Origin of the sequence: Janthinobacterium pasteuri (genome assembly GCF_051380775.1) — a bacterium.
Classification (GTDB): Bacteria; Pseudomonadota; Gammaproteobacteria; order Burkholderiales; family Burkholderiaceae_D; genus Janthinobacterium.
Window position 1 is genome coordinate 42,204 of the sequence record NZ_JBNYXS010000008.1, and the last position, 22,160, is coordinate 64,363.

Annotated in this window: 20 protein-coding genes; 10 read left to right on the forward strand and 10 right to left on the reverse strand. The window is 64.0% G+C overall.

All coding sequences use genetic code 11. The features are described from left to right. Positions 1-11: 11 nt before the first annotated feature. On the forward strand, positions 12-875 hold the full coding sequence (gene dapF / locus ACQ4WN_RS10415) for a diaminopimelate epimerase (protein WP_436551472.1): 864 nt from the start codon (positions 12-14) through the stop codon (positions 873-875). Between the two features lie 23 nt (positions 876-898). Here the strand turns inward: dapF and ACQ4WN_RS10420 are convergent, their stop codons facing one another. After that, positions 899-2,401 (reverse strand): tetratricopeptide repeat protein, encoded by a 1,503-nt coding sequence (locus ACQ4WN_RS10420; RefSeq protein WP_436551473.1) that lies wholly within the window; start codon positions 2,399-2,401, stop codon positions 899-901. Positions 2,402-2,816: 415 nt separating this feature from the next. Here ACQ4WN_RS10420 and ACQ4WN_RS10425 point away from each other — a divergent pair, with 415 nt between their 5' ends. From ACQ4WN_RS10425 to ACQ4WN_RS10460, 8 genes are all read left to right on the forward strand, one after another. Next, positions 2,817-3,899, forward strand: coding sequence for a porin (locus ACQ4WN_RS10425; protein ID WP_436551474.1), 1,083 nt, complete (start codon positions 2,817-2,819; stop codon positions 3,897-3,899). Between the two features lie 179 nt (positions 3,900-4,078). Further along, complete coding sequence (locus tag ACQ4WN_RS10430; protein WP_436551475.1) at positions 4,079-4,756, forward strand: DUF484 family protein; 678 nt, start codon at positions 4,079-4,081, stop codon at positions 4,754-4,756. Between the two features lie 7 nt (positions 4,757-4,763). Continuing rightward, positions 4,764-5,699: a tyrosine recombinase XerC gene (locus ACQ4WN_RS10435; protein ID WP_436551476.1), complete on the forward strand. Its 936-nt coding sequence runs from the start codon at positions 4,764-4,766 to the stop codon at positions 5,697-5,699. A 139-nt stretch (positions 5,700-5,838) separates the two neighbouring features. Further along, positions 5,839-6,951 carry a CobW family GTP-binding protein gene (locus ACQ4WN_RS10440; RefSeq protein WP_436551477.1) on the forward strand — a complete coding sequence of 371 codons (1,113 nt, stop codon included), beginning with the start codon at positions 5,839-5,841 and terminating at the stop codon, positions 6,949-6,951. 481 nt (positions 6,952-7,432) lie between these two features. Further along, the gene (dksA, locus tag ACQ4WN_RS10445) at positions 7,433-7,885 is read left to right on the forward strand and encodes an RNA polymerase-binding protein DksA (protein WP_034753066.1); all 453 of its coding nucleotides are present in this window, start codon (positions 7,433-7,435) and stop codon (positions 7,883-7,885) included. A 210-nt stretch (positions 7,886-8,095) separates the two neighbouring features. Further along, positions 8,096-8,632 (forward strand): ATP-dependent protease subunit HslV, encoded by a 537-nt coding sequence (gene hslV / locus ACQ4WN_RS10450; RefSeq protein ID WP_436551478.1) that lies wholly within the window; start codon positions 8,096-8,098, stop codon positions 8,630-8,632. Positions 8,633-8,675: 43 nt separating this feature from the next. Then, entirely contained in the window at positions 8,676-10,031 is a 1,356-nt protein-coding gene (hslU, locus tag ACQ4WN_RS10455) for an ATP-dependent protease ATPase subunit HslU (protein ID WP_436551479.1), read from the forward strand. A gap of 16 nt (positions 10,032-10,047) precedes the next feature. After that, entirely contained in the window at positions 10,048-10,242 is a 195-nt protein-coding gene (locus ACQ4WN_RS10460) for a hypothetical protein (RefSeq protein WP_436551480.1), read from the forward strand. Between the two features lie 68 nt (positions 10,243-10,310). Here ACQ4WN_RS10460 and ACQ4WN_RS10465 read toward each other — a convergent pair whose 3' ends face one another. Then, positions 10,311-10,931, reverse strand: a complete 621-nt coding sequence (locus tag ACQ4WN_RS10465) for an outer membrane protein (RefSeq protein WP_436551481.1) — start codon at positions 10,929-10,931, stop codon at positions 10,311-10,313. Between the two features lie 168 nt (positions 10,932-11,099). Between ACQ4WN_RS10465 and ACQ4WN_RS10470 the strand changes: the two genes are divergently transcribed. Further along, the gene (locus ACQ4WN_RS10470) at positions 11,100-11,885 is read left to right on the forward strand and encodes a helix-turn-helix domain-containing protein (RefSeq protein ID WP_436551482.1); all 786 of its coding nucleotides are present in this window, start codon (positions 11,100-11,102) and stop codon (positions 11,883-11,885) included. Here the strand turns inward: ACQ4WN_RS10470 and ACQ4WN_RS10475 are convergent. The 8 genes from ACQ4WN_RS10475 to gspL form a co-directional block, all read right to left on the reverse strand. After that, entirely contained in the window at positions 11,858-14,098 is a 2,241-nt protein-coding gene (locus tag ACQ4WN_RS10475) for a patatin-like phospholipase family protein (RefSeq protein WP_436551483.1), read from the reverse strand. The genes ACQ4WN_RS10470 and ACQ4WN_RS10475 overlap by 28 nt on opposite strands. Positions 14,099-14,177: 79 nt before the next feature. Next, on the reverse strand, positions 14,178-14,741 hold the full coding sequence (locus tag ACQ4WN_RS10480; protein ID WP_436551484.1) for a type II secretion system protein N: 564 nt from the start codon (positions 14,739-14,741) through the stop codon (positions 14,178-14,180). Positions 14,742-14,757: 16 nt separating this feature from the next. Further along, the gene (gspF, locus tag ACQ4WN_RS10485) at positions 14,758-15,978 is read right to left on the reverse strand and encodes a type II secretion system inner membrane protein GspF (RefSeq protein WP_436551485.1); all 1,221 of its coding nucleotides are present in this window, start codon (positions 15,976-15,978) and stop codon (positions 14,758-14,760) included. Positions 15,979-15,988: 10 nt separating this feature from the next. Further along, a complete protein-coding gene (gspE, locus tag ACQ4WN_RS10490) occupies positions 15,989-17,410 on the reverse strand; it encodes a type II secretion system ATPase GspE (RefSeq protein ID WP_436551486.1) in 1,422 nt (473 codons plus the stop codon). A 10-nt stretch (positions 17,411-17,420) separates the two neighbouring features. Beyond that, a complete protein-coding gene (gene gspD, locus ACQ4WN_RS10495; protein WP_436551487.1) occupies positions 17,421-19,625 on the reverse strand; it encodes a type II secretion system secretin GspD in 2,205 nt (734 codons plus the stop codon). Continuing rightward, positions 19,622-20,398: a type II secretion system protein N gene (locus ACQ4WN_RS10500; protein ID WP_436551488.1), complete on the reverse strand. Its 777-nt coding sequence runs from the start codon at positions 20,396-20,398 to the stop codon at positions 19,622-19,624. Before ACQ4WN_RS10500 ends, gspD begins: the two co-directional genes overlap by 4 nt. Continuing rightward, on the reverse strand, positions 20,395-20,928 hold the full coding sequence (locus ACQ4WN_RS10505; RefSeq protein WP_436551489.1) for a type II secretion system protein M: 534 nt from the start codon (positions 20,926-20,928) through the stop codon (positions 20,395-20,397). Before ACQ4WN_RS10505 ends, ACQ4WN_RS10500 begins: the two co-directional genes overlap by 4 nt. Beyond that, positions 20,925-22,154 carry a type II secretion system protein GspL gene (gene gspL / locus ACQ4WN_RS10510; RefSeq protein ID WP_436551490.1) on the reverse strand — a complete coding sequence of 410 codons (1,230 nt, stop codon included), beginning with the start codon at positions 22,152-22,154 and terminating at the stop codon, positions 20,925-20,927. Before gspL ends, ACQ4WN_RS10505 begins: the two co-directional genes overlap by 4 nt. Positions 22,155-22,160 lie beyond the last annotated feature (6 nt).

Below are 22,160 nucleotides of genomic sequence, written 5' to 3' on the forward strand. Positions count from 1 at the left end.
TACGGCAGAACATGAAACTCCACTTTACCAAGATGCATGGCGCCGGCAATGACTTCATCGTCATCGATGCCATCAATCAAGATATCGACTTCACGCCGGCCCAGTGGCAGCGCCTGGCCGACCGCCGTTTCGGCATCGGCGCCGACCAGATCCTGGTGGTGGAAAAGCCACGCCTGCCCGGCTGCGACTTCCGCTACCGCATCTACAATAACGATGGCGGCGAAGTCGAACAATGCGGCAACGGCGCGCGCGCTTTCGTCAAGTTCGTCAGCGAAAAAGGCTTGTCAAGCAAGGACAGCATCCGCGTGGAAACCATGGCCGGCATCATTGCGCCGCGCCTGGAGCGCGATGGCAGCATCACGGTCGACATGGGTGCGCCCGTGCTGGAACCCGTGCTGGTACCGTTCGATGCAAACGGCCTGGACGGTGTCACGGAAGGCGACGACACCTTGTGGCCGCTGGACCTGGCGCTGCCAGGCCAGACGGCCCCCGTGCTGGTATCTGTCGTGTCGATGGGCAACCCACATGCCGTGCAAGTGGTCGAGGATGTCGACGCGCAAGACCTGGAACAATCGGGACCGCTGATCGAGCACCATCCGCGCTTTCCCCGCCGCGTCAACGCCGGCTACCTGCAGATCGTCGATCGCCATCACGTGAAACTGCGCGTGTTTGAACGGGGCGCGGGCGAAACGCTCGCTTGCGGCACGGGCGCCTGCGCCGCCGCCGTGGCCGGCATCCTGCGCGGCCGGCTCGACTCGCCCGTGCGCATCAGCGCGCGTGGCGGAGAGCTGTCGATCGCGTGGCAAGGCCCGGGCCATCCTGTCCTGATGACAGGCCCGGCCGTGACCGTGTTCGAAGGCACGATCGAGCTGTAGTCAAAGCGGCAAGCCGCCTCACATCATGCCGCCAGGAACTGCTGCTCCTGCGCGACACCCAGCTCGGCCAGGTAGCACTTCAGGCGGTACAGGCGTTGCCGGTAATTGCCTTCTGGCCCCGTCACGCCGCAATCGACGCGTTCGAACAGGCGCACTACCTGATCGAGCAGCTGGCGCTCCTGCGCCGTGCGGATCAATACCAGGCGCCGCTTGCCGCGCCCATGCGTGGCGCTGATATCGATCAGCAGGCAATGCCCCTGGTCGGCCGCATGCAGATCGAGCAGCAGCGCCTCGGCACGCGACAGATGAAAGCGGCGCGCCAGCTCCAGGCGCGCCGCCAGCAAGGGGTGACTCTGGCCCAGCTGGCGCAGCTGCCCATCGGCCTGCAGGGCGGCGCACTGGCCCCAGTCGCCGGGCTCGCCGTGCGGCGCGATCTTCGCCAGCGCCGCCTCCGCTTCACTGCTGCCTTGCGCCTGCGCCTGCAGCAGCCAATAGGCGGCACGCACATCGTTGTTGCCCCCATCGCGGCGATTGCGCCAGGCATGCATGCCGCACTCGAGCTGGGCCGGGCCATGCCCCAGGTCGGCGGCACGCTCCAGGCAGGAATGGGCTTCGACCACATTGCGCTGGGAAAATTCCGGTTTTGTATAGATGCGCGACAGCACGAACCAGGCTTCGGCCAGGCCCTGTTCGCCAGCCTGCGTCAGCCAGCGCACGGCCCGCTTGAAATTGGCCGCGCCATTGCGCGTGGCCAGCCGCTGGCCATGCGCATCCATGCGCGCATAGCCGAGTCCCAGCTCCAGCTGCGCCGTGCGGTCGCCGCCTTGCGCGGCCAGCTCGCAACATTGCCAGCCCTCGACATCGCCGCCTGGCGCCATCGCCTGGGCACAACGCGACAGCAACAGCACCTGCTGCGTGTCCAATGCGATCATGCGCGCCCCGGCGGCGGCCTGGCGCTGCAACAGCTCGCGCGCCAGCGGCAAGCCTTGCGACAGGAAGCCGGCATGGTTGCCCTGGCTCCAGGCCTGCTCCAGCCAGGCGTACAGGGGCGCGTCGCCGTCAAGCGCATGCTCGCCAGCGACGCCGGTGTCCGGCATGGAGGCTGCGGACGATCCTTCTTGCATGGATAACAACCATTGCGCATCGGGCAAACCGGCACACACGGCGGCGTCCAGCGCCACGCGCGCCTTGGCGCGCAAGGTTTCACAACTGCTGGCGTCGTTGCCCAGCACCAGTTGCGCCAGCACCAGGCCGGCCTGCACCAGACCCGCATCGAACGCTTGCGCGTAATACGGAATCAGCGTCCTGGCTGCCGCTTGCGCCACTTCGAACGGCACGTGCATGCCAATCAGCAAGCATGCTTCCTGGCTATCCTCCTGGGCCGCCCGCGCCAGCCAGTGCAAGGCGGTCGGCAAGCTCTGCGGCACACCCTGTCCGAACAGATACAGCCGTCCCAACGCCAGCTGGCAAGCCACATCGCCGGCGCGTGCACCCTTGATCAATCCTAATGTTTCGCGATTTGCCATCGATTCTCGATATTGAGTCAATGATTCTAATAATAGTGCGTCGTCTCCGGGCCCATCAGTGCAGGCCGTCCCTTAGTGTAACGTCCTTGCGTCATAAATCCGACTCAGCCGGCTTAAGAACTTGATTCAACGCAACAATCTCCAGGCCAAAACACGCCAAGATGGCAAGGCGCCGCCACCGTGGCGATGGGAGAACGCTGGACATCGGCGCAGGATCGGCAGAAACCACGCGTTACAAAAATACAACAGGGCCATGGATTTATGACGCTTTTCACCAATCTTTTCACGCATATTTGACCAATCCCGCACGTCTTGCGTGCCGACGAATTAAGGTTCATTCATCGAAACGCGATCGTTAGCGCATTTCAATCTGCTCGGATCTCGGACGGAACTCACTTTTAATAGGGAATAAGACATGAAAAAATCACTCGTTGCCCTCGCACTCTTCGGCGCCTTTGCCGCAACCGCACAAGCGCAGTCGTCCGTTCAAATCTACGGCACGATCGATGCAGGCCTGGGCAAAGCGACTGGTTCGACCACCGCCGTCACCAAGCGCGACAACAACAAGCTGGGTTTCAAGGGCACGGAAGATCTGGGCAATGGCTTGAAAGCTATTTTCCAACTGGAAATTCGCTATGAATCCGATACGGGTACGCTGGAAGGCAACTCCCGTCCGCTGTTCCAGGGTCAAAGCCGCGTCGGCCTGCAAGGCGACTTCGGTACCGTGCGCCTGGGCCGTGGCCTGACCGCCTTCCAGGAAGCGAGCACCGCGTTCGAACCATGGTCGGGCATGCCTACGACAGCAGGTTTCCAGACCGACATCACGGTCGCCGGTTACACCAGCGATCCGCTGAGCGCAACGGGCAATTCGAAAAACCGCTTCTCGAATGCCGTGTTCTATAACTCGCCAGTCATCAACGGCTTCCAGTTCAACGCCACCGTGGCCGCCAAGGAAGCCAATGGCTTCGGCGGCATCGGCCTCAACCAGCCAACGCCTGCTAACGTGGCCATACGTGCGAATCCAAGCGGCAACTACGCAGTGCTGGCAAACGCTGCGCCAGCGTCGAATCCATACTCGGTGTCGGGCACCTACACCAACGCGCAGTTTGCCGCCATGGCAGCCTACGAACGCAACGGCGTGCAAGCCAAACTGTGGTCGGTTGCCGCATCGTTCAATCCGGTCACGGAATTGAAACTGATGGCGTCGTATCAGCATCAGGATGATGGCAACTACAAGATCATCAATACCGATACCAAGGCATGGCTGATCGGCGCCAACTATGACGTCGGTCCGGGTAAGATCCGCGCCGGCTACGGTCAGAAAACGCCGGATGGCACCGTCAAAACCAAGCAAGCTTCGCTGGGCTACGATTACAACCTGTCGAAACGCACGTATGTCTACGCAGACATTTCGAATAAAAAAGCGGCCAACACGAGCAACTACAATGCATCGACCACCACCAACTACGTGGGCATCGGCGTACACCACAATTTCTAATCCCCCGCACGTCACCCTTCACGGGTGACTGCTGAGCAAGGAATGCAAGGCGGCATGGGCAACCATGCCGCTTTTTTCATGCGCGCGCGGAAAATGCATCGGCGCCCCGCCCTTTGCGCCTATGCCGGTGCACTCTCGGTTAGAATGAAGCGTTCATCCTTCACTGACAGACATTCTCAATGACCGCCACACTCGATTCCAGCACCGTCGCCCAATACCTGAGCGAGCATCCGACTTTCTTCGAAGAGCATACCGCGCTGCTCGGTGAGGTCAAGCTGAGCAGCCCGCTGACGGGACGCACCATCTCGCTGCAGGAGCGGCAGATGGAAGTGATGCGTGACAAGTACAAGGCGCTCGAACTGCGCATGTCCAAGCTGAGCCGCCTGGCCGAGGAAAATGGCGACATCGCCAGCAAATTCCACGGCTGGAACCAGGCCATGCTGCAAGTGCGCAGCGATGCCGAGATGCCGCGCGTGCTGGTCGACGCCCTGCAAAGCAATTTCGACGTGCCCTATGTCAGCCTGCGCCTGTGGCAAGTGCTGCCGGAACACGCCAATGGCTGGTTCACGGAAGATGTCACGGCCGACGTGCGCATGTTCGCCAACAGCCTGCAAGCACCGTACTGCGGCAGCAACCGCGACTTCGAAGCCGTGCACTGGTTGCAGGCCGACAAGATCGAATCGACCGTCATGATCGCCCTGCGCGCCCCGAACACCACGGGCACCTTCGGCTTGCTGGTGCTCGGTTCGCCCGACAGCGAACGCTTTACCTCCAGCATGGGCACCGACTTCCTCGTGCATATCGGCGCCACGGCCAGCGCCGCCCTGGCCGCGCTGCGCGCCGGCTCGCCTGCCTGAGAACGCCATGGGCAAGGCCGAATGGCTCGACGCCTACCTGGCGCAGCTGGCCACGCAGCGCAAGCTGTCGCCGCATACGCTGGACGCCTACGGGCGCGACCTGCGCGCCTTGCTGGAGCTGAGCGGCAACACGCCCTGGACGGCGCTGGCGCACAATGAAATACGCCGCTACACGGCCAAGCTGCATAGCGGTGGCCTCGACCCGCGTTCGATCGCCCGCAAGCTGTCGTCGTGGCGGGGCTTTTTCAACTGGCTCAGTGGCGAGACCAAGCTCGACGCCAACCCTGTCGACGGCATCCGCGCCCCCAAGCGGGCCAAGACCTTACCCAAGGCCCTGTCGGTGGACGATGCCGTGCGCCTCGTGGCGCCCGCGCAACACCAGCAGGGCGCCGCCGAGCTGGAACAACTGTGCAACCGCGCCATGTTCGAGCTGCTGTATTCGAGCGGCTTGCGCGTGTCGGAACTGACCAGCCTGGATACCCATTACTGCAAGGCCGAGGACGGCCGGGACGCCTCGCTGGGCTGGCTCGACATGGCCAGCTTCGAAGTCATCGTCACGGGCAAGGGCAGCAAGATGCGCAAGGTGCCCGTCGGCAAGGCGGCCCTCGTCGCCTTGACGGCCTGGCTGGGCGTGCGCCCGCCAGCAGCCGATGGCAGCGCTGCCTTGTTTTTAAGCACGCGCGGCACGCGCATCTCGCCGCGCGTATTGCAGCTGCGCCTGAAGGCGCATGCGCTGGCTACCGACATTCCCGCCAACGTGCACCCGCACGTGCTGCGCCACTCGTTCGCCTCGCACGTGCTGCAATCATCAGGCGACTTGCGCGCCGTACAGGAAATGCTGGGCCATTCCAGCATCACCTCGACCCAGGTCTACACGGCCCTCGACTTCCAGCACCTGGCGCATGTGTATGACCAGGCGCACCCGCGCGCCAAGCTCAAATAAGCAGCCGCGCCCGTTGACCAGCCTGATGCATATCAAGCGGATCGGCGCGCATTTGCAAGCATTTGCAAAATTCCGGCATAATCGTCCGCATTCTTCCGCTTGCGCGGTGGCACCATCGATTACAGCATAGGCATCCTTCATGGCACTGATTCCAACCACCATCCTCACCGGTTTCCTGGGCGCCGGCAAAACCACCTTGCTCAACCGCATACTGCAGGAAGACCATGGCATGCGCATCGCCGTGATCGAGAACGAGTTTGGCCAGGAAAACATCGACAATGAAATCCTGGTGCAGGATAGCAACGAGCACATTATCGAGATGAACAACGGCTGCATCTGCTGCACCGTGCGCGGCGACCTGATCGTGGGCCTGACGGAACTGGCGCGCAAGCGCGACGCCGGCCTGCTGGCGTTTGACCGCGTCGTCATCGAAACGACGGGCCTGGCCAATCCCGGCCCCGTGGCACAGACCTTCTTTGTCGATGAAGAAGTGGGCAGCCACTACATGCTCGATGCCATTATCACGGTAGTCGATGCCCGCCATGCAATGAAGCAACTCGATGAATATGAGGAAGCCCAGCGGCAAGTGGGCTTTGCCGACAAACTGCTGCTGTCAAAAACCGACCTCGTCAGTGAAGAGGACGTGGCCACGCTGACGCGCCGCCTGAAGCGCATCAATCCCCGCGCGCCCATCGCCAAGGTCGATTTCGGCCGCGCGCCGCTGGCCGAAGTGCTGGACATCCGCGGTTTCAACCTGAATGAAAAACTGGAACTGGACCCGGATTTTCTGGCCACCGAAACGGAGCACGTGCATGATCATGATCATGATAAAGCGCACGACCATGCGCACGGGCACGCAGATGAGCACGGCCACGAGCACAAGCATGCGCACGAGCACAGCGACGCCTGCGCCACCGATTGCGGCCACGCGGACCACCACCATGCGCAGCACAGCGACGATATCGCCGCTTTTGTTTTCAAGAGCACGCAACCGTTCGACAGCGCCAAGCTTGACGAGTTCCTCGGTGGCCTGGTGCAAGTGTATGGCCCGCGCATGCTGCGCTACAAGGGCGTGCTGCTGATGCAGGGTGCCGAACGCAAGGTGGTATTCCAGGGCGTGCACCAGTTGATGGGCAGCGACCTGGGTGCCAAATGGGGCGAGAATGAAGTGCGCGGCAGCAAAATGGTGTTTATTGGCAAGAATCTACCAAAAGACATTTTTATTCGCGGACTCGAACAATGTTTGGTATAAACTAGCCGGGTTTTGCAAAGTATTCTTTGCAAAGCAGAAACAAAAGGGAAAGTTAAGCACGCTTTCCCGCTGTCCGACACCCATCTTGCTGGTATAAACCAACAAGTAGTCGTCTCTGATCGGCTAGGCAACAAATCGGGATGGCAATATAAGGCAAAGCGTGCCAAAATCAGCGACGAAAACGGCCCATGTCGTTGGCCTGTCATGAAATGCTGGCAAACTGCCGCTGGCGACATGCCAGGCATGCAAGCGATCCACCCAACACGCCCGTTGTCGCGCGCAGAGCGCGACTGGCATAGAGCGGTAAAAAGTTATCAACATGGCACCATAGCCGGCCGGTAGTTCTGGCTTTCGCCGGCAAGCCAAGGTCGCAAGCAGTACATCCGGACAGCAATGCCCAGCGGAACCTGTACAGTTGCTCGGCATCGCCGCATCAACTGATCAATTTGAAAACTCTGTCGTATCGAAGGTAAGCGAAGTTATGACCAAAACTAATAAATCGACCCCGGCCGCCAACCAAGACATCCCTCTCATCAGCGAAGACCAAATTCGCGCCATGAGCGAAGATGACTACATGAATCCGGCACAACTGGCATTCTTCAAGGCGCGCCTGCAGCAGCTCGAGAAAGACTTGCTGAAAAACGCCGGCGAAACCACGGAACACTTGCGTGAAACCGTGCTGGTCCCGGACCCTGCCGACCGCGCCACCATCGAGGAAGAGCATGCGCTGGAACTGCGCACGCGCGACCGCGAACGCAAATTGCTGAAGAAAGTGCAGCAATCGATCGCCAGCATCGACGCCGGCGACTATGGCTGGTGCGAAGAAACGGGCGAGCCAATCGGCATCCCGCGCCTGATCGCCCGTCCGACCGCCACCCTGTCGCTGGAAGCCCAGCAACGGCGCGAACTGAAGCAAAAACTGTACGGCGACTGATCGCCCTTCCCCTTGCGGGGCCGCCCCGGCTGCCCCGCAAGAGCGATAAAAAAGCACGCAAGCTTCGGTTGCGTGCTTTTTTTTCGTCTTGCGCCGACTACACTGAAGCAGGCACTGCGGCTTGCAATTGCCTTTTCCATCCCCACTTTTGAGCCATGGGCGCGCACCGCATGACGCTGCACGCATAGGCACGAATCTTTTGAGGTCACTATGGAACAATTTCACGGCACCACCATCCTCTGCGTCCGGCGCGGCAAGCAAGTCGCCCTGGGCGGCGATGGCCAGGTAACTTTGGGCAACATCGTCATGAAGGGCACGGCCCGCAAGGTGCGTAAGTTGTATCAGGGCAAGGTCCTGGTCGGCTTTGCCGGCGGCACGGCCGACGCCTTCACCCTGCTCGACCGTTTTGAAGGCAAGCTGGAAAAGCACCAGGGCAATCTGCTGCGTGCCTCCGTCGAACTGGCCAAGGACTGGCGCACCGACCGCGTGCTGCGCCGCCTGGAAGCGATGCTGCTGGTGGCCGACAGCGAGTCGACCCTGGTCATCACGGGCAATGGCGATGTGCTGGAACCGGAAGACGGCATCGGCACCATCGGCTCGGGCGGCACCTACGCCCAGTCGGCCGCCAAGGCGCTGCAGGAAAACACAGACTTGTCGCCGGCCGAAGTGGTCAAGAAATCGCTGACCATCGCCGCCGAGCTGTGCATTTACACGAATATGTCCCACATCATCGAGACCTTAGACTAAATCTAAGCGCGCCAGAGCAAAGAATAGAAAGCCAACTATGATCATGAACATGACCCCGTCGGAAATCGTCACCGAACTCGACAAGCACGTGGTGGGCCAGGCCAAGGCCAAGCGCGCCGTCGCCATCGCTCTGCGCAACCGCTGGCGCCGCCAGCAGGTGGCCGAACCCCTGCGCCATGAAATCACGCCCAAGAATATCCTCATGATCGGCCCCACCGGCGTCGGCAAGACGGAAATCGCGCGCCGCCTGGCCAAGCTGGCCGAGGCGCCGTTCATCAAGATCGAAGCAACCAAGTTCACGGAAGTGGGCTATGTGGGGCGCGATGTCGACACCATCATCCGCGACCTGATCGACATCGGCATCAAGCAGACACGCGCGCTGGAGATGAAAAAAGTGCGCGCACGTGCCGAAGATGCGGCGGAAGACCGCGTCATCGATATCCTGGTGCCGCCGGCACGCGACTTCGGCTTCGCGCCGAATACGGCTGCGGCGGTGGACAGCGGCAGCGGCGACAGCACGCGCCAGACCTTCCGCAAGCGATTGCGCCAGGGCGAGCTCGATGACAAGGAAATCGAGATCGAGCTGGCCGAGGCAGGCCCGCAGATGGAAATCATGGCGCCACCGGGCATGGAAGAAATGACGGAACAGATCAAGTCCATGTTCTCGGGCGTGGGCGGGCAGCGCAAGAAGGCGCGCAAGGTCAAGATCCGCGAAGCATTGAAACTGCTGGTCGAGGAAGAAGCGGCCAAACTCGTCAACGAAGATGAGCTGAAACAGAAGGCCATCCAGAACGTCGAGCAGAACGGCATCGTCTTTCTGGATGAAATCGACAAGATCGCTTCGCGCTCGGAGTCCGGCGGCGCCGACGTCTCGCGCGCAGGCGTGCAGCGCGACCTGCTGCCGCTGGTCGAAGGCACGACCGTCAACACCAAGTACGGCATGATACGCACGGACCACATCCTGTTCATCGCCTCGGGCGCCTTCCACCTGGCTAAGCCGTCGGACCTGATTCCCGAACTGCAGGGACGTTTCCCCATCCGCGTGGAACTGGAATCGCTGTCGATCTCGGACTTCGAGCGTATTTTGACCAGCACCGACGCCTGCCTGACGATGCAGTACGAAGCCTTGCTGGCGACGGAAAACCTGACCTTGAAATTCGCGCCGGAAGGCATCACGCGCCTGGCGGAAATCGCCTATTCGGTCAATGAGCGCACGGAAAACATCGGCGCGCGCCGTCTGTACACGGTGATGGAAAAACTGCTGGAAGAAGTGTCGTTTACGGCCAGCGAAGGCAGCAGCAGCAGCACGGAAAACCTGCTGGTAATCGATGCCGCGTATGTCAACGAACGCCTGGAGGCGCTGTCGGTCAACGAAGACCTGTCGCGCTACGTGCTGTAGTCAGGGAGGGGAAGCGATGGCAAACAAGGCCTTGGCGACGCGGCAGAAAATGCAGTTCCGCGTCGAACCTTCGCAAAAACCACGTAACCCGGTGGCCACGGCCGCCTTGCAGCGCACTGCCGGGGCGCACGTGAAAACCGTGTCCGGCCAGCGCCAGCAGGAAAAACGCCTGCTGGCGACATTGCTGCTGAAAGTAGAAACGGACAAATAGGCCGCCCGCGGACACCCCTAGTCAGGGGCGTCCGCCATCAGGCCACTCTCTGCCGCTGCAGCATCCCCTTAGAAACGGTAGGACGCGCCCAGCGAAAACATGTCGACCTTGGTCGTTTGCTTGTCGTTGTACTTCACGGGTACGCGGTCCCAGTCGAGGTGCAGCGACCAGTTCTGGTTCAGTGCATATGCCGTGCCGATGCCGTAGATCAGGCCTGCCTTGTTCTTCTTGTCCGAACCGCCGCCCAGATAATCGACCTTGCCCTGCGTGTAGGCCACGCCGGCGCGCCCGCTCAGGGTGAACGCGTCAAACTGGTAGCCGAGCACGCCCTGCACGCCGACGCCGGTGAACTTGCCGCGGCCGGCGCGCTTGCCGACGCCCGTGTCGAAGCCCGACTTGACCTCTCCGCCCAGATACCCCACCAGCTCAACCGAAGACAGGGCCACGCCGCCCTGAAACGGCAGCGCGTCGACACTGTAACCCAGGTAGGCCTTGCCATTGCGCTTGCTGCTTTTGTCGCAATCGCCTTGTCCTGGCACGCAATCGAGGCCGGTATTGGCGCGAAAGCCGTAGCTGGCGCCCGCGTAGACGGGACCCGGCGCAGGTTCGGCTGCGGCCGCCACGGCATGCAGGGAAGCGATGCTGGCCAGCGCCAGCAGCGCTGCGGGGAAACGGAAAGATGGGAACATGGATAACCTCTACAAGTGGATGGATTGCCTGGTTGTAGCGCGCTGCGCGAGCCACAAGCGGGAGTGTCATCTCTTTTACCGAGAAGTACTATCACCTTGTGCAAAGTGCCATTTGCGGCTACATTCGGTACCGTCATCCGCTACCAAACTTGTAAAAAAGGATATCTCGTGAGTTCACCTGAACTGCTTTTGCGCGTGCTGCGCACCCAATTGCGTGCCGCCGGCATCACGTACAAGGTATTGGCCGAGCGCATCGGCATGAGCGAGTCGAGCGTCAAGCGCATGTTTGGCCAGCACGATATGTCGCTGTCGCGCCTGGCCCTGATCTGCAAGGCCTCGGGCATCGCCATGGAAGACGTACTGCGTGGCGCAGCCGACATCACGCCGCATGCCGACACGCTCACGCTGGTGCAGGAAAAGTCACTGGTGGCGCATCCGCGCCTGCTGCTGGTGGCAATCTGCTGCCTCGGTCACTGGAGCCTGGAGCAGGTGGTGGAAACGTATGCGCTGACGCAGGCCGAATGCATCAGCTGCCTGGCCGAGCTGGACCGGCTGGGCTTGATCGAACTCAAGCCGCTGAACCGCTACAGCCTGCGCGTCTCGAACGCCTTCCACTGGCTGGCCGACGGCCCGGTGCAGCAGTACTTCCGCGAACACGTGGTGGCCGATTATTTCAGCGGGCATTTCGATCGCGCCGGCGAGACGCTGATGTGTATCCCGGCGCGCCTGTCGCTATCGAGCGCGCAGGAACTGGTGCAAAAGATCCGCCAGCTGGCCGAGGAACTGGCGCGGCTGCACCAGAACGACCGGCGCCTGGCACCCGCCGAGCGCGATGGCTTTACCCTGCTGCTGGGATTTCGCTCATGGGAATTTGCCGCCTTCACGGCCCTGCGCCGCAGCACGGCGCCCGCCGCCCCGGCGGCGCCTTACCAGACCGGTCCCAGGAACAGATAAAGCGTGCTCTCGCCGCCCTTCGATGCACCCGAGGCCACATACACGGGACCGAAGCGCGTATCGACGGAGATGAAGGCACTGCTCGCCTGCGTGAATTTGGTGGCCTTCCAGCGCTCGCTCTGATCGAAGCCACCGCCCATTTCCAATGAAAAGCCGGCCCGCACGGCGCCGCCCAGAGTGCTGGGCAGGGAGCCGATGCGACGCGCCATCACGAAGCGCGCCAGGGCTACGCTGCGCCCCGTCACCGAATTGAATTCCGTGCCAGACAGGCGCAGGAAGCCGCCCAGGCTGAGCGGCGCCTCGCCCCGCTGCGCACGTGCCCATTCGCCATACACATGGCCGGCCCAGTTGCCGCTGCCAAACGCCTTCAAGCCCGTAATGGCCGAGCGCCCCAGACCCGTCTCGCCCGACCCGGTGGTCGAGGAGCGCGTCCAGGTAGCGTCGAGCAGCACGCCGCGCGTAGGGAAACCGGGCGAATCGAGCGTGTCGACGCGGAACTGGACGAACTGGTTGGTGCCCAGTGCCCGCTCCTTGGGATAGGTCGGGTCGGCGGGAATGCTGATGTCCGCCTTGACTTCGCTACGCGTGACGCCAAACTGCAGATCGCCCCAAAAGCCGAACTGGCGCCCCAGCACCAGGCTGGCACTCTGGCCGCTGTAGGCGACGCGCGCATTGCGCCGCCCCTTGTCGAACAGGTCGATCGCCTGAGAGCTGTACTGGATCGACGGCGCGATATACCACGGGTTGCCGGCACCCAGCGGCTGCCAGTACTGCACCCCGAAGTTGCGCGTGGTACCGATCTGCACCATGCTGCGCAATTCGCCGCCCCAGCTGTTCAAATTCGAGCGCACATGCAGCAGCTTCAGGGCAAAGGTATTACTGTCCTTGAAATCGCTGGCCATTTCCAGGCCCATGCGCAGGCGGCTGCTGGCCCACGGCGCTTCGACCGCCTTGATGGTGACCGAGCGCTGGTCGCCGGCATCGACCACGTCCGTCTCCACGCGCGCCACGTCGCCCCGGCCATACAGCTTGGCCGCCGCCTTGAGCACATCTTCCTGGCTGACCGCCTGCCCTTCCACCAGCCCCGACTGCGCCTGCAGGATGCGCGGATTGATATCGCCTTCGCTCTCCACGGCCAGGCGCGTGAGCGGCAAGGCCACATCCAGCAAGGCCGGCGCGGCCAGGCGCAGCTGCTCGCACGCCGCGTACTGTTCCGGCGGCAGGGCCAGCGGCGCCAGACGGGCGGCCAATGCCTGCGCCGCCTGCTCGCCGGCGCGCATGGCGCGCGCATAGTTTTCAAAGTCGAGGAAGCTCACGCCCGTCAGGTCCGGCGCCACCAGGATATCCTGCGGCTGCAATTCCTTGAGCGAGCGCTGCACGTTCTGTTCCGTGAGTATCTGCAGCATCTGCTGCGCCACGCCGATGGCGCTGCCCAGCTCTTTTTCCGGCGCCAGCGGCGTGCCCACGTTGACGGCGATGATGATGTCGGCACCCATGGCGCGCGCCATGTCGACGGGCAGGTTGCGCACCAGGCCCCCGTCCACCACCAGCCGGTTGTTCACGCGCACGGGAGCAAACACGCCCGGCACGGCCAGCGAGGCGCGCATCGACAGGAACAGCGGCGTGTCGACCAGCTCCACCAGCTCGCCATTGACCAGGTCCGACGCCACCGAGCGGAAAGGCAGCGGCAGCTGGCTGGCGGCACGGTCGCGCATGCCGGCCGGCAGCAGCCGGTTCAGCGCCATTTCCAGCGCCGCATTGCTGGCCGCGGCCGGCGGCGTGGAAATGCCGTTGCGGCTGGTGCCAAACTCGATGCGCGACGGCAGCAATAAATCTTCCTCGCGGCGGCGGAACGCCAGTTCATCGCGCGGCGGACGGTCGGCCACCACGCGCGCCCAGTTGGTTTCGCGCGCCATCTTTTCCAGGTCGGCCACGGAAGCGCCGGCGGCATACGCGCCGCCCACCACGCCCCCCATGCTGGTGCCCACCACCATGTCGATCGGCACATGCAGCTCCTGCAGCACCTTCAATACGCCGATATGCGCGAGACCGCGCGCGCCACCGCCCGACAGCACCAGGGCGATGCGCGGGCGCGCCGGTACGGACTCCGCCTGAGCGGCTGCCGGGGAAGCGGTGGCGGCGGCGCCAGCTTGTGGCAAAGCGCACAGCGCCGCCACGCAGCCTGCTGCCAGGACGGCACGGATCGAAAACATGAGGACTCCTGTCACGATGGCGGCACGGCGCCATCAGCATGATGGTAATGGGGTAGGCGGGGTAAATCCGACAATCAGCTCAATTCGACGGCGGCGTGCTGGTGGTGCTCACTTGCGGCGCCGGCATCATGGTTGCCGGACGCTGCTGCTCCATCGGCAGCGGCGGCGGCACCAGGTTCGTGACGGGCGCAGGGGCCGGTGCCGGTGCCGGGGTAGCAGACACTTGCGCCGGCAGGGCCAGCGCCTTGTCGTCGGCCACCAGGTCGATGCGCTTGCTCACGCCTCCATCGCGCAGCAGCACATGGCGCGCATGCACTTCCAGCACTGTCACGCCTGGCACCACCTCGGCGCCTTCGGGCAGGGCTACGGAGGGCTTGCCATCGGTCGAGATGATGGCCACGCTGCCGCGGCCGTTGCTGGCCGCTACCACGCCCTTGAGCTGGTAGTTGCTGGCCGTGGCCACGCTGATCTGCCCGCCGAACAGCGAAGCACCCGCCTCCACGCTGGCATCCTGCACCACCGGCACGGCGGGTGGATTGATGGGGCGTTGCGGTGCCTTGAACAGCTGCATGGCCCAGTAGGCCAGCGACACGGACAGCGCCACGACGGCGAGCAAACTTGTAAATTGAGGCAAACGCTTCATGGTTTCCTTGAGTTTCTTATCTGACGAGCTGATTGATTTCGATAATCGGCATCAGCACGGCCAGCACGATCAGCAGCACCACCACGCCCATGGCCAGGATCAGGGCCGGCTCCAGCAAGCCGGCGATGGTCAGGGTGCGGCGTTCCAGGTCCTGCTCCTGCGCGCTGGCGGCGCGTTCCAGCATGGCCGGCAGCTCGCCCGTGATTTCGCCGGCGCGTATCATGTGGATCAGCATGGGCGGAAAATGCTTTTGCGCCGACAGGGCGCGCGCCAGGCTGACACCCTCGCGCACGGCGCCGCTGGCCTCGGCCACCAGTTCCTGCATCGCCACATTGGTCAAGGTATCGCGGCTGGTATCGAGCGCGCGCAGGATCGGCACGCCGGAGCCCGTGGTGATGGCCAGGGTGCTGGCGAAACGCGCCGTATTCAGGCTGCGCTCGAACTTGCCGTACAGTGGTGCCGTCAGCAGCCAGGTATGCCAGCGCCGTTTCAAGGCAGGCTGCTGCAGCGCGCGGCGCCAGGCCACCCAGGCGCCGACGAGGGCAATCGCCACGACGATGCCGTAGTTGCGCACGAAGTCCGACAACGCCAGCATGATCACCGTCAGCATGGGCAGCTTTTGCTTGGTATTGGCGAACACGGAAACGATCTGCGGCACCACGTAGGTGAGCAGGAAGATCACGATGGAAAACGCCACCACCGTGACGATGGCCGGATAGGTAAACGCCAGCTTGACCTTCTGCACCAGCGCATTGCGCCGCTCGATATAGTCGGCCAGGCGCGACAGCACGCGCGACAAATGGCCGATCTGCTCGCCGGACGCCACCAGCGCCCGATAAATTTCCGCAAAATCGCGCGGATGGCGCGCCAGCACGTCGGAAAACGCGGCGCCACCGATCACTTCCGAACGGATCGAGGCGATCAAGTCGCGCAGGTACGGCCGCTCGGCCTGTTCCAGCAGCGCGGAAAACGCTTGCTCCAGCGGCAGGCCCGCTTCCAGCAGGCTGGCCAGCTGGCGCGTAAACAGGGCCAGCTCGGTACTCGACAGGCGTTCGCCGAAGCCGCGCCGCTTGGTGACGCCGGCGGCATCGACCTGCGCGGCGATCGGCTCGACGGCCAGCGGCACCAGGCCTTGCACGCGCAGCTCGGCGCGCGCGGAACGGGGACTGTCGGCATTGAGCACGCCCTTGCGGGTGGCGCCCTGGGCATCGACGGCTTCATAACGGAATGCGGGCATGGTGGCGGGCCTAGTCTTTGGTCACGCGCAGCAATTCGGCTTGCGTGGTGGTGCCGTCGCGCAGCCAGCGTTCGCCGTCGTCGCGCATGCTCGTCATGCCGTCCTGCAGCGCGACGGCGCGCACGTCCGCTTCCGACGCGCGGTTGTGGATCTGCGCGCGGATCTGCTCCGTCGTGCGCAGCAGCTCGTATACGCCCACGCGGCCCTGGTAGCCGGTCTGGCCGCACTGCTCGCAACCGACCGCCTGCCAGTATTGCCCGTCGAAGGTCTTGCAGGAGCCGCACAACTTGCGCACCAGACGCTGCGCCAGCACACCAAGCAAGGAGGACGACAGCAGGAACGGTTCGATACCCATGTCCAGCAAGCGCGTGACGGCCGCCGAGGCATCGTTCGTGTGCAGGGTCGCCAGCACCAGATGGCCCGTCAGCGAGGCCTGCACGGCGATCTGCGCCGTTTCCAGGTCGCGGATTTCGCCGATCATGATTACATCGGGATCTTGCCGCAGGATCGCCCGCAGCGCCTTGGCAAAAGTCATGTCGATGCGTGGGTTGACCTGCGTCTGGCCCACGCCAGCCAGGTCGTACTCGATCGGGTCTTCCACCGTCAGGATGTTCGTCGTCGTGGCGTTGAGCATCGACAGCGCCGCGTACAAAGTCGTCGTCTTGCCCGAGCCGGTGGGCCCGGTAACGAGCACGATGCCGTGCGGCTGCGTGATCAGGCCATCGAACTGCTTCAGCATGGGCGCGCTCATGCCCAGGTGCTGCAAGTCGAGGCGGCCCGCTTCCTTGTCCAGCAGACGCAATACGGCCCGTTCGCCATGCCCGGTCGGCAGGGTCGAGACGCGCACGTCGACGGGTTTCCCGCCCACGCGCAGGGTGATGCGGCCGTCCTGCGGCAAGCGTTTTTCGGCGATGTCGAGCTGCGCCATGATCTTGATGCGCGAAATGAGCGAACCGTGGATGGCCTTGCGGGGGCGCACCACGTCGCGCAGGCTGCCGTCGATGCGAAAGCGCACGACGGAGGTCTGCTCGAACGGTTCGATGTGGATATCGGAAGCGCCTTCGCGCAGCGCCTGCGTCAGCAGCGCGTTGATCATGCGGATGACGGGCGCGTCGTCGGACGATTCGAGCAAGTCCTCGATGGCCGGCACGTCCTGCAGCAGCTTGGTCAAGTCCAGGTCGGCGTCGAATTCATCGGCCATCTGCGACGCGTCGCCGCCGCCGCCCGCGTAGGCGCCGGCAATGGCCGCATCGAGTTCGCCGCGCGACAGCACCGTCAATTGAATCTGGCCGAAACGGCGCGACACTTCGGCAATGGCCGCCGGTGCCGTCGATGCGGCCACCAGCACGTCGACCGGGGCGCCATCGACGGTGCCGGGCCGGGCCAGCAGGCCGAAATCGCGCGCGTAGGCGTAGGGAAGCAGATTACTCATGGCTGTCCCATCACTTCTGCTGCTGCGGCGGCGTGGCCGCGTTGGCCGGCGCGCCTGGCGGCGGCGTCGGTGCCGGCGGCACAGGGCGCGTCACCATGTTGCCGCCCAGCGGCTGGCCATCCTGCAGGGCCGGCAAGACGGGCGTGCCCAGGTCTTTCAGCATCAGATTGCCCGTGGCCGGCACGGCTGCCGTCTCGGCCGAGCGCATGTAGTCGTAGCGGTCGGCCGCCAGGCTGCCGCTCTGCTCCTTGTTGCGCACGATGACCGGGCGCAGGAAGATCATCAGGTTGGTTTTCTTGCGCTCGCGCGTCTGGTACTTGAACAGGTTGCCAATCAGGGGGATATCGCCCAGGCCGCGCACTTTCTCCGCGTTGTCGCCCGTGCTGTCCTCGATCAGGCCACCGAGCACGATGATCTGGCCATCGTCTGCCAGCACATTGTTTTCGATCACGCGGTTGTTGATGGTGATGCCGCTGACGGCCGTCGACGTGGATTTGTCCACGCTCGACGTCTCGTGATAGATGCCCAGCTTGATGGTACCGCCTTCGGAAATCTGCGGACGCACCTTCAGGGTCAGGCCCACTTCCTTGCGGTCGATGGTCTGGAACGGGTTCGTGTTGGTGCCGGCCGTGCTGGTGTACTGGCCCGTCAGGATAGGCACGTTCTGGCCCACCTTGATGGTCGCCAGTTCATTGTCCAGGGTGATCAGGTTCGGCGTCGACAGGATATTCGCGTTGCCGTCCGATTCCAGCGCATGCGCCACGGCGCCCAGGCCCAGCGCGCCGTTGATCTGCTTGAAGATGCCGACCGTCAGACCGCCCGTCGGCAAGACCTTGCCGCCGCCCGTGGCGATGGCGCCGATGTTGTTACTGGTGCCGGAAGCGAACGATTGCAGCGCCCCGACGCGGTAATTGCTTTTGCTGTCGCCCGTCAGGCCCAGCCACTGCACGCCGAATTCGGACGCCTTGGACGACGTCACTTCGACGATCAGCGCCTCGATGTAGACCTGGGCGCGGCGCACGTCGAGCTGGTCGATCACGGCGCGCAGGTTACGGTAAACGGCCTCGTTACACGTCAAAATCAGCGTATTCGTCGATGCATCGGCCTGGATGAAACCGGCCGCGCCGCCCGACGACAGCTGCTGCGGCCCGTTGTTCAGCGAAGCGCCACCCGTGCTGCCGCTTTGCGTATTGCCGCCCAGGCCAGTGCTGTTCATGCCGCTGTTGTTCTGGCTGATCTGGTTATTCGTGCCCTGGTTGCTGGTGCCCTGCTGCGCCGTGGCAGCCGTGCCATCCGACGTCACCACCGAACGCAGGGTTTGCGCCAGCTTGGTGGCGTCCGCGTTCTTCAGGTACACCACGTGCACATTGCCCAGCTGCGTGGTCGGCTGGTCCAGCTTGGAAATGAGCGACTTGGCCAGGTTGGCGCGCGCCGCCGACGGCGCGCGCAGCACCAGCGAATTGGTGCGCGGGTCGGCCAGCACGGACACCTTGCCCGTGTCGGCGGCCGCGCCGGCGCCCGCATTTCCGCCTTCCATCAGTTTATTCACCATCGAAGCCAGGTCGGAAGCGATGGCATAGCGCACGGGGATCACGTCCAGGTCCGTCGAGGCGGGCACGTCGAGCGCGGCGATGATCTTCGCCATGCGCTTGAGGTTATCCGCGTAATCGGTGATCACCAGCGAGTTGTTGCCCGGGTTGGCGTTGATCGTGTTGTTCGGCGAAATCAGGGGCCGCAGCACGGCCAGCAGGTTGGCCGACGATTCGTAGTTCAGGTAAAACACCTGAGTGGCGATCTGGTCGCCCTTCACCTGGCTGGCGCCATTGCCTACCTGGGTCGGCACGGACTGCAGCTTGGCGTCCGCTTCCGGCACCACTTTCGCGTAGCCGTCGCCGGAGACCACCGCATAGCCCTGCAGGCGCAAGGCTGAGGCCAGCAGCCCGAAGGCCTGCGTCTTGCTGATCGATTTTTCCGACACCAGGGTGATCGTGCCCTTGACGCGCGGGTCGATGACGAAATTGATGTTGGTGTAATGGCCCACGGCCTTGATCACCGATTCGATGTCGGCGCCGACGAAATTGAGCGCCGCTTCATCGCCGGGCGCGGCCCAGGCGGGTGCCGGCATGCCGGCCACGGAACAGCACAGCAAGGCGGCGGCCGACAGGCGGCGCAGCGAGAAGGAGAAAGTATGGGGGCTCACGGATGGTTTTTTCATTGTCTGAACTCTAAGGCGATGATGTTTTTTTCGCTATTGCTACGGCGCTGTCCCAGCAAATTCAACAAACTCGCCAAGGTCTCTTCATATCCTGCTGCGGCCTGGGCCTGGCCGGAAAACTGCATGCGCCCCTGTTGCAGGCTGCCGCTGCCGTCGAGCAGCAGCGGTCCCTTGATGGAGCGCAAGGTCAACGTCGCCTGCTGCCCCTGCCAATCGAAATCAAGCTCGTAGCTGCCCAGCGGACGCAGCGACGACAGGCGCGACGCCATGTCCGTCATCTGCAAGGTGGTGCGGCCGACGGCGGAAAACTGCCGCTGCTCCAGGGCCAGCTCCAGCGTGCTCCACGACAGGCGCATGCTGCCCGTCGGCGCCACGGTATTTAACGGCGCGCCCAGGCCACCGAGGCCATCGGCCGGCAACAGCAGTGCCGCCGGACTGACCTGCCAGTGCGACCACGAACCGCGCAAGTTCACCGGCTGCGACAGCGCCTGCGGGTTTTGCAATTCCACGTCCGCCGATCCCCACAGCACCGAGGGCGAAATGCGCCAGCTGAAACGCCCCGGCAGCAGGGGCGTCACGGCGCCGTTCGCGCTGGCCGCCCCGCCGATAAAGGCCGAACCGCGCCACAGGGTACCTTGCGCGTCGCCCAAGGTCAAACGTCCGCCCGTCTGCTTTTCCACGATGCCGGCGACCCAGCCGGCCGGGAAAAATACCAGCAGGGTGACGCAGACGCTGAAGATGATGGCCAGCAGCCAGCCAAGCAAGCGCCTCATCGTGCCGCGCCCGGGCTCTGGTGCAGGGTCAGGCTGGCATCGACCAGCCCTGCCTTGCCCTGTGCCGTGATCTTCGCTTCCTGCACCGCCACGCGGCCTTCGCGGCGCAAACCGTCCAGCCACAACATGACGCTGGCAAACGGCACGCCATTGAGCTGCACGCGCGCGTATTCGCCCGTCAGCGACAGCGATTGCGGGCTCAGGCCGCGCGCCTTCAACGAGGCGTCGAGGCTTTCACGGCCCATGGGCGCGACCTGCACGGGCGCCTGGCGCGCCAGTTCGCCCGCTTCGCGCGCCAGCGCCTGCAACTGCGCCGCGTTCTGGCGCAGCTCGGGCAAGCTCTTTTGCAAGGCGATGCGGCCCGTCCAGGCCGGTTCGAAGAACACCGCGTAGACGACGGCCAGGCCCGCCACCACGCCGCCGATGGTCAAGAGCTTGCGCTCCTGCTGCGTACGTTCGGCCCAAAAGGCCTGCATGGCCTGCTGCTGCCGCGTCAATGCGGCGCGCGCCTTGTTGACTGCTGCACTCATGTTTTTGCTCCCGTGGCCGGCGTGATTTTCCACACGCCCGGCGCCGTTTCATTCAAGGCCAGCTTGCGCGCGGCCAGGCCGTCGCGCACCTGCGCCTGGGCGCTGGCGTCGAGCAAATCCGGTTTCAGCTTGACGATCAGGCTGCGCTCGCGGTATTCCAGCGAGGCCACCACGCCGCGCCCGGCCAGGCCGCCCAGCGCCTCGCCCAGCGCCGCGCTCATGCTGGTGAAGTCATCCATGCTCGCCTGCCCGCTTTGCAGGCGGGCAGCAGCGATATTGCGCCGCATCTGCTCCGCTTCCAGGCCATACACGGGCGCTTCATTCGGATACGCGGCCTTGAAGGTTTGCTGCATCGAGGTGCGCACGGTGGCGGCCTCGCGCTTCAGGCGCATCCATTCGATATTCATGCCGGCCAGGTTGACGATCACGGCCAGCAGCGCCAGGCGCAGCGGCCAGCGCCAGCGGCGCCATTCGGTGGCCGATCCCGTGGCCGTGCCCAGCGCGGGCGCCAGGTCCAGCCCCGCGCCCTTGGCACCGGCGATCCAGTGCGCCCAATGCTCGCTCTCCAGCGTCACGCCATCCATGCCGGCAGCGAGCTGTTGATATTGTGCCAGCTCGGCCTGCGCCACGTAGACCGTCAGCGGCACGTCGCCGGCAAACGCGCGCGTCGTCAGCAGCGCCTGCTGCGGCTGAGCCGGCAAGACCAGGCCCAAACCCTCTTGCGGCGCCTGGCGCAAGGCCAGTTCCAGGCCGTCACCGGCCGCGTGCAAGGATGCCGTCACACTGCCAGGCTGCAAGGGCAGGCACAGCTGCGATGGCAGCAGCACCACCTTGCGCGCGCCCTGCGCCAGCAAAGCCTTGACCAGTACCTCGGCCCAGGAGCGCTGCGCCACGGCCACCGTGCGCATGCCGGCAGCGTCGGGCGCGCCGGCGGCCAGCAGGCAATCCTGAGTGTCACCGAGGATATGTTCTTCCACCAGTCCAGGCAAGGCCGCGCGCAGGCGGGCGCCGGCCAGCGGCGGAGTTTTCAGGCGCAGCAGGGTCACGTCGGCCGCCGCCAGCAGCAGTACCACCTGCTTCGCGCCGGCGATCAGCTGACCCAGGCTACCCAGCGACGCGCTGCCCTGCTGCAACAGGGCGCCGCCGTCGCCGGCCAGCACGAAGGAACAGGCAGGCGCGTTGTCGGTGGACGCCTTGGCCGGGTGACGGATATACAATATTGTCAAAGTGAC